This window comes from Citrobacter sp. Cc139, from assembly GCF_030334645.1.
GTDB classification, from domain to species: domain Bacteria; phylum Pseudomonadota; class Gammaproteobacteria; order Enterobacterales; family Enterobacteriaceae; genus Citrobacter; species Citrobacter werkmanii.
Genome location: NZ_JAOWDM010000082.1, coordinates 470,644 through 482,683, shown reverse-complemented (window position 1 = coordinate 482,683; position 12,040 = coordinate 470,644). Strand labels below are relative to the sequence as shown.

Below are 12,040 nucleotides of genomic sequence, written 5' to 3'. Positions count from 1 at the left end.
ATTTTTCAGTTATGATTGTGAGACTTATCAACGAAAGGAGAGGCGATGCTTTCAATTGCAAAGCGCACCGCAGTCGGCGCCGGACTGCTGCTTATCATGCCGGTTGCTGTATGGGTATCAGGCTGGAACTGGCAACCAGGGCATAATGTCTGGTGGTTAAAATCCCTGTTCTGGGTAACGGAAACGGTGACACAGCCATGGGGGATTATCACTCACGTAGCGCTCTGTGCATGGTTTTTATGGTGTCTGCGTTTTCGTCTGAAAGCGGCGGTAATGCTGTTTGCTATCCTGGCGGTGGCGATTTTAGTTGGGCAGGGCGTGAAGTCATGGGTTAAGGATAAGGTGCAGGAACCGCGGCCATTTGTTGTATGGCTGGAAAAAACGCACCATATTCCGGTGGATGAGTTCTACACTTTAAAACGTAAAGATCGCGGGAACTTAGTCAAAGAACAATTAGCCGAACAGCGGGACGTGCCAACGTTTCTACGTAAGCACTGGCAAAAAGAAACAGGATTTGCTTTTCCCTCCGGGCATACAATGTTTGCTGCCAGTTGGGCTTTGCTGGCGGTAGGATTGCTGTGGCCGCGCAGACGTACGCTGACTATAGCATTCTTACTCATCTGGGCGACGGGTGTGATGGGGAGCCGCTTGCTGCTGGGAATGCACTGGCCCCGTGATTTGGTGGTCGCAACGCTGATTTCCTGGCTGTTGGTGACCCTGGCAACCTGGCTTGCGCAGCGGATATGCGGACCCTTAACACCGCCAGTGCAGGAGACAAAAGAAATCGCGCAGCGTGAGCAAGAAAGTTAGCTATGATTGATTTTTCGAATTTTGCCCTTAAATCAGAAGGCATAAAGCGCTTTTCCATTTCGCACTCGGTGTGAAAATGGTAATTTAAAGGGCTCAACGCGGTAAGTTGGACACGATTTATTCGCTTAAACCACATAACGGGAAGTAATGTGAAATATTTACTCATTTTCTTACTGGTGTTGGCGATTTTTGTTATTTCGGTGACATTAGGTGCGCAAAACGATCAACAGGTTACGTTTAATTACCTGCTGGCTCAGGGTGAGTATCGTATCTCTACGCTGCTTGCTGTATTGTTTGCCGCAGGTTTTGCGATTGGTTGGCTAATTTGCGGCCTTTTCTGGCTGAAGGTTCGAGTGTCTCTTGCGCGCGCCGAACGTAAAATCAAACGACTGGAAAACCAGCTTGCGCCTGCGACCGACGTTGCGGTACCCGCCGATTCGTCGGTTGTAAAGGAATAATTATTTATGTTGGAGTTGTTGTTTCTGCTTTTACCTGTAGCCGCTGCCTATGGGTGGTATATGGGTCGCAGAAGTGCGCAACAAACAAAGCAGGATGAAGCCAACCGACTTTCCCGTGACTATGTCGCCGGGGTTAACTTCCTCCTGAGCAACCAACAAGATAAAGCGGTGGATCTGTTCCTCGATATGCTGAAAGAGGATACGGGCACCGTTGAGGCTCATCTCACCCTCGGAAACCTGTTCCGTTCGCGCGGTGAAGTCGATCGTGCAATCCGCATCCACCAAACGCTTATGGAAAGTGCCTCGCTGACATACGAACAGCGCTTGCTGGCAGTGCAACAACTGGGCCGGGACTACATGGCCGCAGGCCTGTATGACCGTGCGGAAGACATGTTCAATCAGCTTACTGATGAAACAGATTTTCGCGTTGGGGCATTACAACAGTTGCTGCAAATTTATCAGGCAACCAGCGAATGGCAAAAAGCCATTGACGTTGCAGAGCGTCTGGTAAAGCTTGGCAAAGACAAACAACGCATTGAGATAGCGCATTTCTATTGCGAACTGGCGTTACAGCAAATGGGCAACGACGATATGGATCGTGCCATGACGCTGTTGAAAAAAGGGGCGGCAGCAGACAAAAACAGCGCCCGCGTATCCATTATGATGGGGCGCGTATATATGTTGAACGGCGATTACTCCAGGGCGGTTGAAAGTCTGCAACGGGTGATTTCTCAGGATAAAGAGCTGGTCAGTGAAACGTTGGAAATGCTGCAAAGCTGCTACCAGCATCTGGGCAAAAACGATGAGTGGGCAGAGTTTTTACGCCGTGCGGTTGAGGAAAATACCGGTGCCGCCGCTGAACTGATGCTTGCAGATATCCTTGAGGCGCGTGAGGGAACTGATACCGCTCAGGTTTATATAACTCGTCAGCTGCAACGCCATCCTACGATGCGTGTATTCCACAAGCTGATGGATTATCATCTTAACGAAGCAGAAGAAGGGCGCGCCAAAGAGAGCCTGATGGTGCTGCGCGATATGGTCGGGGAGCAGGTACGTAGTAAGCCGCGCTATCGCTGTCAGAAATGCGGGTTTACCGCTTATACGCTGTACTGGCATTGTCCATCCTGCCGTTCATGGTCAACCATTAAACCTATTCGTGGGCTTGATGGGCTGTAATTTTTAAAAAAACTTCAACTTAGTTACAACATCCTTGTAGGGTGTAATCGTCCCATCATCAACCTCCACAGCCGGTTCGCCTGGCAGAAATGTAATCGCGCCTGTTAATTTTCTATTGCCGCAGGTAGAATGCACGCCGTTTACCCATTTTACGCCACCGGTGGCGCCCATCCTCAGGAAGGTCTGGTCATGACGTTTACTGCTTCATCTTCTTCTCGTGCTGTTACTGATTCTCCTGTCGTTGTCGCTCTTGATTACGCAAATCGTGATAAAGCATTAGCTTTTGTCGACAGAATTGATCCTCGTGATTGCCGTTTGAAAGTGGGCAAAGAGATGTTCACGCTTTTTGGACCTCAGTTGGTTCGCGAACTACAACAGCGCGGTTTTGACGTCTTTCTGGATTTGAAATTTCATGATATTCCCAATACAACTGCACATGCCGTAGCTGCGGCTGCCGACCTTGGCGTGTGGATGGTTAACGTACACGCCTCTGGCGGGGCGCGCATGATGACGGCAGCCCGTGAGGCCCTGGTGCCTTTTGGTAACGATGCGCCATTGCTGATTGCTGTGACGGTGCTAACCAGCATGGAAGCCAGCGATCTGGCCGATCTCGGTGTGACGTTGTCACCTGCGGAGCATGCTGAAAGACTGGCGCGTTTAACCCAACATTGCGGGCTGGATGGAGTCGTATGCTCTGCCCAGGAAGCGGTACGTTTCAAACAGGCGTTTGGACAGGCATTTAAGTTAGTGACCCCGGGTATTCGTCCTGAAGGCAGCGAGGTGGGCGATCAGCGTCGTATTATGACGCCAGAGCAGGCGCAGTTAGCCGGTGTGGATTACATGGTGATTGGTCGTCCGGTCACGCAGTCTGCCGACCCGGCGCAGACGCTGAAGATGATCAATGCCTCTCTGAAACGAGGTGTGTAAATGAGTGATTCAAACTCTCGCCTGGTCTATTCAACCGACTCCGGACGCATTGATGAACCGAAGGTCGCCCCTGAACGTCCAAAGGGTGATGGTATTGTCCGCATTCAACGCCAGACAAGCGGTCGTAAAGGCAAGGGCGTGTGCCTGATCACTGGTATTGATCAGGATGATGCGGAACTGGCTAAATTAGCCGCGGAACTGAAGAAAAAATGTGGTTGCGGTGGAGCGGTAAAAGAGGGCGTGATTGAAATTCAGGGCGATAAACGTGACCTGATAAAATCATTGCTGGAGGCCAAAGGCATGAAAGTCAAACTGGCTGGCGGTTAATAAAAAAGCCACGGAGATAATCCGTGGCTTTTTAAATACAGAGCTGAAAAAGTAAACGTTTAATTATATCGAGCCGGTCAACCGTAAATTATTTACCTACCTGATGGCCAATAATACCACCAACAGCAGCACCACCCAGCGTACCCAGCGCGCTGCCATCGGTCAGGACTGCACCACCTACTGCACCCGCACCAGCACCGATAGCGGTATTGCGATCGCGTTTGGACCAGTTAGAGCAGGCGCTCAGAGACATTGCCAGAGTAAGCGCCAGAATGGCTGCGGTCATTTTTTTGCTCGTTACTAACATAATACTTTCTCCTGAATTATTGATTCACGGAATCCAGTGTTCTTTAAGGATAGCGTTAAATCGCGACTATCAAAGATATTTCCGTGAAACCGTTTAGCGAAGGCATGACAACCAATATCCTGCAGTTGGATGTTCGCTCCTGTTATATCGCTAATATTAATTCTACGAGTTTATCCTGTTAACAACAGGTAAAAAGTCTTAATTGGGTTGTCAGATAACTCTCAGAGAGGAGATGATTTGCCTGCCGACAAATCATCTTGCGCAGCCATTATGCGTTGGAATCAATGATATTGACGGTTAATCCTGAATGTTCAAGCTGCATTTGTACGCTGGCGCTGAGCTTAGAGTCCGTCACGACGCGACTGAATCGTTCTAAAGGCCCCAGGGTATAAGGATGAATGGCGTCAAATTTTGAGCTGTCGGTAAGCACAATAACCTCTGCGCCTTTCTCCAGTACCGCATTAACCACATCAGAACGCATCATATCGCGTCCGGTGAAGCCGGTTTCTGCCTGCCAGCCATCAATGCCGATGAAGGCCTTACTGAAGTGTACCTGCTGGATAAACTGGCGAGTCAGGGGGCCGACCATGCTCTCACTTTTCTTCTGATAAATCCCGCCGAGGAGAATCACTTCACAGGGTGTTTCTTTGAGCAGGTGAGCGATGTAGCTGCTCACCGTAATGATAGTGACATCTTTTTGCTCCGCCAGGGTTCTTGCCAGGAGCGCATTGCTGCTGCCATTCTCAATGAAAACTGACTCGCCGGGGCTGACCAGTGATGCAGCGAATTCGGCCAGCTCACGTTTTAGCGTGAAATTGGTCATCATGCGTGTTTCCACATCATCGCTGTTCAATGAAACAGCAAATCCGTGCGCACGGCGTAAATAACTCTGTTTTTCCAGCGTATTCAGATCCTGTCGAATTGTCACTTCTGAAACGCCGGTGATTTTTGCCAGATCGGCGACGCTCATCTGACCTTTATCGGTCACCATCTGCAAAATGGATTGTTGTCGGGAATTCATAGTATTAATTTTTATAGCAATATCGTATCGGAAAATAAACGGAAGTCTGCTGATAGCAGTAACATCAAGAGAGCAATGTCATCAGATCTCCCACGGAGCTTTCTGTTTAGTTGGCAAAGATTGAGTATCTTCTTTGACCGTGTTTAACAGTTCAGCCTTCAGAATTTCGAGATTGTGGATGGCTGAGTGGTAATCACCTGCAACGAGGATATCCAGCACGGTATCAATGCGTTCGGCCAGACGCTGAGCGTCGATATCAGACATGGTCATCATCCAAAGGGCAATAGAGTTTGAATTTCATGATGCAGAATTTCATGGCAAAAGAGAAGGGAAAAATAGTATTAACTTGAATGATTGAAGAATATTATATATTCTGTGATTACATACAGATAGAATCATCACGTATTGTCCATTTATGGCTATTTTCTCCGAGGAATCTTTCTGCATTATCGCGTTTTTTTATTCAGGTGTCGTCGATACCATCGTTCAAACGCAGCTGCAGGCATCGGCTTGGCGAATAAAAATCCCTGACGCTCATTGACGCCGTTCTTGGTCAAAAACGCATCCTCTTTTGCACTTTCAACGCCTTCGGCGATGACCTGCAGGTTGAGCGCCTGCGCGACCGCGACAATGGCCCGCACCAGCGACTGCGAAATAGGTTGCTTGTGCACATCTCTGACAAAGGTTTGATCCAGTTTTATCGCATCAAGCGGGAAGCGGGCCAGTTGAGATAGCGACGAATAACCGGTGCCAAAATCATCCAAATGGATTTGTGCCCCCAACTGGCTAAATTGCTGAATGACGGATAGCGCCAACTGCTCATTTTCAATCAAACTGCTTTCCGTTAATTCAACATCGATCGGGCAGTATTCAAAGTTGAGATCGTGAAGCACCTGCTTGAGAGCGGTAAATAGCGTCTGGTCGGCGAGCTGGCGCGCAGACACGTTTACCGCCACGCGTAGATTTATCCCCTTGGCACGCCATTTTGCCACCTGGCGCACGACGTCCAGAATAACCCATCGACCGAGCGGAACGATGAGCCCTGATTCTTCGGCGTAGGAGATAAACTCCAATGGCGGTATGAGACCACGTTCCGGGGACTGCCAACGAACCAGAGCCTCCAGACTACGAACTTCTCCGCGCCAGGTTATTTTTGGCTGATAGTGGATAACCAGTTGATCGTTTTCCAGCGCCTTACGCAGATTGGTATCCAACCACAAATATTCAAAAACCCGTTGATTCATTTCCGGTGAGAAGACGCAAAACTGACCACGACCGCCTTCTTTTGCTGTGTACATGGCCGTATCCGCGTTACGGATGACGCTCTCGCCGTCCTGTCCATGCTGTGGCGCGAGAGAAATACCGATTGAACATCCGGTATAGACTTCTATCAGTCCAATGCGAAAAGGTTGACGCAGGCGCGTCAGGATACGCGATGCCGTAGCCTCCAGCGCGCCCTGGGACGTTTCGGTGGCAAGGACAATGAATTCATCACCGCCAAACCTGGCCAGTAGCTGGTTGTCGTCGAGGCAACTGAGGATAGCCAGCGACACACTTTGTAACAACTGATCACCAAACATATGACCGTAGGCGTCGTTCACCTTTTTAAAGTTATCCAAATCGAGATAGACAATCCCAACCTGCGTATCGCCCGCGTTTTCAATAGCGTTGCTGATCAGCTCGTGAATTGCGTTGCGGTTCGGTAAACCAGTGATGGAGTCGGTATTGGCCAATACCCGTAGACGTTCCTGCGCGCGGCGCTCTTCAGTAATATCGGTACCGGAACAGATCAGAAATATTTCGTTCTTGCCGCTACCGTTATGCACAAACTTATTACGGAACAGAAACAGACGCTGGCCTTTGCAGGTTTTTACCCAACGTTCGACCTCATAAGAGTTACCTTCGCGAAAAAACACCTCAATGTTGCGCCGTGAGGCTGCGGCCTCGCGGCGGCTCATAAACAGCGTGAAAACGCTTTGGCCAATCACTTCGCGCTCTTTGAGACCGGTGTACTCTTCGCACAGGCGATTAAAGCGCTGAATGTTGCCCATGCGGTCAAGAATGACAATGACGGAGTTAGCTTCAGAAACGACCTGCTCAGCGAAAGAGAGGCCGTGAGCCAGGTCGCGCGCGACGGAAGGGGTGTCATCCCAGGCGGATGCGCTTCCCGCCCATTCGCGCTTATTGATTTTCCTGCCGACCAGATGCACGGGAATGTCGTCATCTTCAATGGGAAGCGTCATCAACAGGCTCGATGTAATCACCGTCATTTCGCGAATGCGGTCGGCTTGCTCAGCTGACAATTCGATGGTCTGATCGACTGCTGACGCTTCGTCGATAGAGAAATGCAGGATGTTGCAATCCTCTGACAAACGCCAGTAGGGGTTATGAGTGCCCACATAGCTATACAACGTAACCCGCTCCCGGACGTCTTTCATGATGTGTACTATCCCGTTTAAAGCGCATAGAGCCTCAAAAGTATAGTTAGCCATGATTCATACAGGGTGACTATGGCTGAACGTATTGTTTTATTTATGTATTTATATGTAATGCAGAATCTAAAAAAAGCAAAGCTAGCGGAACTGAAAATAGTAAAAAATAAATTAGACCGGATGAAAGAAGTGTAGTGCGTGGTGGAGATTTGGGAGGGAAAAGAAAACGACCTTTCACAGAAAGAGAAAGGCCGTTAGCTTTATCAGTATTACACGGCTGGACGTGCGATAACGCTGCGGGTTTCCATCCGCACTTCGGCAATGGTTACATCAATCACATCCGTGACTTTGTAAACCACTTCACCTTTGATTTGTACGGTGCCGCTTTCCTGACTGCATACCAGTTCGTCACGAACAGCATGCAGGAACGGGGCCGGAATAAATGCGACTGCGCCATTATCCACTAAACGCACTCGCATACCGCCGCGGCTGACGTCAATGATCTCGGCCGCGAAGCGGACGTCGGTGCCGGCTTTGTCGCTCAAGAAGCGGGCGTATAACCAGTCACCCACATCGCGTTCAGCCATGCGGTTCAGACGACGACGTTCGGCCATTTGCAGGGTCGTATCATCCTGTGGACGGGCAATCGTTTCGCCTTTGATGACGGCCTTAAGCAGACGGTGGTTGATCATGTCGCCATACTTACGAATAGGAGAGGTCCAGGTGGCATATGCTTCCAGACCCAGCCCAAAGTGCGGACCTGGTTCGGTGCTGATTTCAGCATACGACTGGAACCGGCGGATACGGCTATCGAGGAAACCGGAAGGCTGCGCATCCAGTTCGCGGCGCAGTTTGCAGAAGCCTTCCAGCGTCAGGACCTCTTCGGCATCTACATGCATACCATGGGTTTTCAGTAGCGCGGCCAGTGCGTCAGCGTTTGCCGGATCAAATCCCATATGGACGTTATAAATTCCAAAGCCCAGCGTGTCGCGAAGAACGCGTGCAGCACAAATATTTGCCGCAATCATTGACTCTTCCACGATACGGTTAGCGATGCGACGCGGTTCTGCCACAATATCCAGCACTTCGCCTTTTTCACCGAGGACAAAACGGTAATCCGGACGATCTTTAAATACTAACGCGTGGTTGTGACGCCATTCACCACGGCTCAGACAAATACGATGCAGCAGACGGATTTGTTCAGCAATCGCGTCGTTTTCAGGCTGCCAGTCGCCGGTGCCTTCCAGCCAGTCGGAGACGTTGTCATAGGCCAACTTCGCTTTAGACTCGATAGTCGCAGCGAAGAAGGTGATGTTGTCTTCAATCGTACCGTCGGCGGTAATGATCATGTGGCAAGCCAGAACCGGGCGTACTTCGTTCGCGCGCAGAGAACAGAGATCGTCTGACAGTTCACGTGGCAGCATCGGGATATTGAATCCCGGCAGATAGTTGGTGAACGCACGAATCTTCGCCGTTTTATCCAGTTTGCTGCCTTCTGCAATCCAGGCGGTAGGATCGGCTATAGCAACGGTTAACTGTAGCTTGCCATCGGCCAGTTCTTCAGCATACAGCGCATCGTCCATATCTTCGGTGCTGGCGCTGTCGATGGTGACGAAATTGAGGGCGGTCAGGTCCTGACGCACCAGACCTTCGTCCAGCATTTCGGTCGCAACGCCGTCCGGTGCTTCTTTTTCGAGATTATGGCGCGCCAGCGTGACCCACCACGGGACAAAGTGATCGTCCGCAAAGGTGATAAATTGGGTTAGTTCAGCGTAGAAGGTGCGATCGCCTTTCAGCGGATGGCGGCGCATTTCTGCCACGGCCCAGTCACCTTCTTTAAATTCATGCTCAACGCCACGGGCGGCGCGACAAGGGATCGCCTCTTTCAGTAACGGATGATCCGGCACAATAGACAGACGGTCATTTTTGCCCTGAACTTTACCCACGAAGCGCGTCAGGAAGGGTTCGATTAGCTCTTCCGGTTCAGCAGACTCACGATCTTTTTCCGTATGGATCACCGCAACAATACGGTCGCCATGCATTACTTTTTTCATCTGCGGCGGTGGAATGAAATAGCTTTTTTGTGCATCGACTTCCAGGAAGCCAAAGCCTTTTTCCGTGGCTTTTACCACCCCTTCAGCACGCGGCGTCTGGGAATGTAGTTGCTGTTTAAGCTGCGCTAGCAGCGGGTTGTCCTGAAGCATAATTGTCTATTTTCGTGGCTAAAAGAGCGGCTGACAGTTTTACGCGATTCTGTCAGTTGCAGCAAGCGCTCTTTAAGTAAGTGGATCGGTTAATACGTCTCGCCCAGCGCGATTTTCAAGCGATTTAACCATCCGCATAATCCACTCCAGGCCAGCAGGTTAATCGCCTGTTCTGAAGAGATACCCTGATCGAACAACGGTGTTAACAGTGCGGCGCTAAAGCGGTCGGGCGCTCGGGTGAGCCATTGTACCGCCTGCAGGGTGACGCGCTCAACCGGATGTCGTTGTTCCCAGCGCTGCAATTCACGTTCATCCTGACGAAGGACAGTGATGATGTCAGTTAATTCATATGCCGTATGCGCATGTTCATTAAAGCAGGACACGCTGCCGTTGATGCGTGATGTCATCAGGGTCGTCAGAGAAAATGCCCGCGTCGGCATATCGCTGCGTAGCGTGCTGGAAATCAGTGACCCAAGTAAATCTAAAACGGCAGGTGAATGTGCTAGCAGGGGGAGCAGCGCGTGCAGTTCGTTGGGATAATCCGCGCGCGGTTTCGCGCGGGTATGCAGCTGCTCGGGTTCTAATGGTGCAGCGTGCCAGCTGGCGTTGGTGGCGCTAAATGGCGAAGCGTGAGCGAATTGCTGTATATCCAAGCCCGGTATTCGACGTACCGGGTGAGCGCTGCAGGCCTGAAGTAATGCGACTACCCGGGCCTGAAAACCGACGAAGCCGATGATTTGATTCATCAATATGCTATCGCAGCTGGTCAGCCCGACCGCATCCAGGTGCTGACGGTCCCGCTCGCCGATCACAGCCGGTGAACTGGCGAGCTGGCGCGCATATTGGGTGATTTGTGCCAGTCGATGATTACTTTCGCGAGACGAATCAGGACCCGGCAGCGGCGTTAAGCGCGCGGCATAGTGATTGCACAATCGCTGCACGCCATACACCTGAGCGACGGTCAGGGCTGTACTCATCCGTTCATAGGCGCTGAACGTATGCATCCGATCCAGTACGACGTGAGCAGGGAAAAGAAGTTGGGCAAGTTTACGGGCAGGGGTTAACCAGGATTGAAAGGGTAAAAGCACGTCATGAGGTATCGCCAGGTCCAGTAAAAAGCAGTCGTCAACATGAGCGGCCTCCGGCACCAGCGGCAGAACATCTTGCGGATACGTGCTGGATTGCGTCTCATGATACCAGTGGCTTTTGCCTACAATGCGGCGTTGTTCCATGGGCGTTCCTTGGTCTAAAAAGTGGCGACCCGGACACGTCGTCATACACCTACGCCGGATCGTTTGCGCTGCAATATCCTGACGTAAGCCGATGGGGGGATGAAAGATTGTTACGTGATAATAAATATCGGAAAAGTATATATGGCACAGGGCAGTGGAGGAGGAGGTGAAAATCATGGGCGACGGCAGGCCGCCCACAGAGGACTAAACGATTATTTCAGATCCAGTTCGTTCATCGCTGCAATGCTGAAGCCGCCATCTACGTGAACGACTTCACCAGAGATGCCGGCAGAAAGATCGGAGCACAGGAATGCTGCGGAATTGCCTACATCTTCAATCGTCACGGTGCGGCGAATCGGCGTCACCGCTTCACAATGCGCCAGCATTTTACGGAAATCTTTGATGCCGGAAGCGGCAAGAGTGCGGATTGGACCTGCGGAGATGGCGTTCACTCGTACACCTTCAGGACCCATTGCGTTAGCCATGTAACGGACGTTGGCTTCCAGAGACGCTTTCGCCAGACCCATCACGTTGTAGTTAGGGATTGCGCGCTCTGCACCCAGGTAGGATAGCGTCAGTAGCGCAGAGCCAGGGTTAAGCATAGAGCGGCAAGCTTTTGCCATCGCAACAAAGCTGTAAGCGCTGATGTCATGAGCAATTTTAAAACCTTCGCGGGTGACCGCATTCACATAGTCGCCATCCAACTGGTCAGCAGGCGCGAAACCGATGGAATGCACGAATCCGTCGAATTTCGGCCAGGAGTGGCTCAGTTCAGCGAACATCGCATCGATGCTGGCATCTTCGGCAACATCACATTGTAGTACGATGCTGGACCCCAGTTGAGCGGCAAATTCCTCCACTCGGCCTTTTAGTTTGTCGTTCTGGTAGGTGAACGCCAGTTCAGCGCCTTCACGATGCATTGCCTGAGCGATTCCCCATGCAATGGACAATTTACTGGCAAGACCCGTCACCAGAAGACGCTTACCGGAAAGAAAACCCATAGCTTTAATCCTTATGGTCATTGCTTCTTCGTAGCAATCAAAGCGTGATGATTGCCATGTCAAAAACGCGCGAAATTGGGCTGAAATTATATCCTACTCATTGTTCTTTTTAGAATGGTTATCAACCCTAAATGCCCCTTACCAT

At 50.8% G+C, this 12,040-nt stretch carries 12 protein-coding genes; 5 read left to right on the top strand and 7 right to left on the bottom strand.

Features of this window, described 5'->3' with window-relative positions; genetic code table 11:
* Positions 1 to 45: 45 nt before the first annotated feature.
* The 5 genes from pgpB to yciH all read left to right on the top strand — a co-directional run bounded on the left by pgpB (position 46) and on the right by yciH (position 3,698).
* Positions 46 to 810, top strand: a complete 765-nt coding sequence (gene pgpB, locus OGV69_RS14535; RefSeq protein WP_038640956.1) for a phosphatidylglycerophosphatase B — start codon at positions 46 to 48, stop codon at positions 808 to 810.
* A 149-nt stretch (positions 811 to 959) separates the two neighbouring features.
* Positions 960 to 1,268 (top strand): LapA family protein, encoded by a 309-nt coding sequence (locus OGV69_RS14530; protein ID WP_038640953.1) that lies wholly within the window; start codon positions 960 to 962, stop codon positions 1,266 to 1,268.
* A gap of 6 nt (positions 1,269 to 1,274) precedes the next feature.
* Positions 1,275 to 2,444, top strand: a complete 1,170-nt coding sequence (lapB, locus tag OGV69_RS14525) for a lipopolysaccharide assembly protein LapB (RefSeq protein WP_038640951.1) — start codon at positions 1,275 to 1,277, stop codon at positions 2,442 to 2,444.
* Between the two features lie 189 nt (positions 2,445 to 2,633).
* Entirely contained in the window at positions 2,634 to 3,371 is a 738-nt protein-coding gene (pyrF, locus tag OGV69_RS14520) for an orotidine-5'-phosphate decarboxylase (protein WP_141700248.1), read from the top strand.
* Positions 3,372 to 3,698 carry a stress response translation initiation inhibitor YciH gene (gene yciH, locus OGV69_RS14515; RefSeq protein WP_038640947.1) on the top strand — a complete coding sequence of 109 codons (327 nt, stop codon included), beginning with the start codon at positions 3,372 to 3,374 and terminating at the stop codon, positions 3,696 to 3,698.
* 88 nt (positions 3,699 to 3,786) lie between these two features.
* Here yciH and osmB read toward each other — a convergent pair whose 3' ends face one another.
* The 7 genes from osmB to fabI form a co-directional block, all read right to left on the bottom strand.
* Entirely contained in the window at positions 3,787 to 4,005 is a 219-nt protein-coding gene (gene osmB / locus OGV69_RS14510; RefSeq protein WP_038640946.1) for an osmotically-inducible lipoprotein OsmB, read from the bottom strand.
* Positions 4,006 to 4,273: 268 nt separating this feature from the next.
* A complete protein-coding gene (yciT, locus tag OGV69_RS14505) occupies positions 4,274 to 5,026 on the bottom strand; it encodes a DNA-binding transcriptional regulator YciT (protein ID WP_069324981.1) in 753 nt (250 codons plus the stop codon).
* An 81-nt stretch (positions 5,027 to 5,107) separates the two neighbouring features.
* Entirely contained in the window at positions 5,108 to 5,290 is a 183-nt protein-coding gene (locus OGV69_RS14500) for a YciZ family protein (RefSeq protein WP_069325013.1), read from the bottom strand.
* Between the two features lie 182 nt (positions 5,291 to 5,472).
* Positions 5,473 to 7,464 (bottom strand): cyclic di-GMP phosphodiesterase, encoded by a 1,992-nt coding sequence (pdeR, locus tag OGV69_RS14495; protein ID WP_038640944.1) that lies wholly within the window; start codon positions 7,462 to 7,464, stop codon positions 5,473 to 5,475.
* Positions 7,465 to 7,727: 263 nt separating this feature from the next.
* A complete protein-coding gene (locus OGV69_RS14490) occupies positions 7,728 to 9,662 on the bottom strand; it encodes an exoribonuclease II (protein WP_069324982.1) in 1,935 nt (644 codons plus the stop codon).
* Between the two features lie 89 nt (positions 9,663 to 9,751).
* Positions 9,752 to 10,894, bottom strand: a complete 1,143-nt coding sequence (locus OGV69_RS14485; protein ID WP_069324983.1) for a carboxymuconolactone decarboxylase family protein — start codon at positions 10,892 to 10,894, stop codon at positions 9,752 to 9,754.
* A 212-nt stretch (positions 10,895 to 11,106) separates the two neighbouring features.
* Positions 11,107 to 11,895 carry an enoyl-ACP reductase FabI gene (gene fabI / locus OGV69_RS14480; RefSeq protein WP_038640941.1) on the bottom strand — a complete coding sequence of 263 codons (789 nt, stop codon included), beginning with the start codon at positions 11,893 to 11,895 and terminating at the stop codon, positions 11,107 to 11,109.
* Positions 11,896 to 12,040 lie beyond the last annotated feature (145 nt).

Bases quoted from the DNA above. Each gene is read 5' to 3' on its own strand.
- pgpB (WP_038640956.1), top strand. From the start codon at position 46: ATGCTTTCAATTGCAAAGCGCACCGCAGTCGGCGCCGGACTGCTGCTT.
- lapB (WP_038640951.1), top strand. From the start codon at position 1,275: ATGTTGGAGTTGTTGTTTCTGCTTTTACCTGTAGCCGCTGCCTATGGG.
- pyrF (WP_141700248.1), top strand. From the start codon at position 2,634: ATGACGTTTACTGCTTCATCTTCTTCTCGTGCTGTTACTGATTCTCCT.
- yciH (WP_038640947.1), top strand. From the start codon at position 3,372: ATGAGTGATTCAAACTCTCGCCTGGTCTATTCAACCGACTCCGGACGC.
- osmB (WP_038640946.1), bottom strand. From the start codon at position 4,005: ATGTTAGTAACGAGCAAAAAAATGACCGCAGCCATTCTGGCGCTTACT.
- yciT (WP_069324981.1), bottom strand. From the start codon at position 5,026: ATGAATTCCCGACAACAATCCATTTTGCAGATGGTGACCGATAAAGGT.
- OGV69_RS14500 (WP_069325013.1), bottom strand. From the start codon at position 5,290: ATGTCTGATATCGACGCTCAGCGTCTGGCCGAACGCATTGATACCGTG.
- pdeR (WP_038640944.1), bottom strand. From the start codon at position 7,464: ATGAAAGACGTCCGGGAGCGGGTTACGTTGTATAGCTATGTGGGCACT.
- OGV69_RS14490 (WP_069324982.1), bottom strand. From the start codon at position 9,662: ATGCTTCAGGACAACCCGCTGCTAGCGCAGCTTAAACAGCAACTACAT.
- OGV69_RS14485 (WP_069324983.1), bottom strand. From the start codon at position 10,894: ATGGAACAACGCCGCATTGTAGGCAAAAGCCACTGGTATCATGAGACG.
- fabI (WP_038640941.1), bottom strand. From the start codon at position 11,895: ATGGGTTTTCTTTCCGGTAAGCGTCTTCTGGTGACGGGTCTTGCCAGT.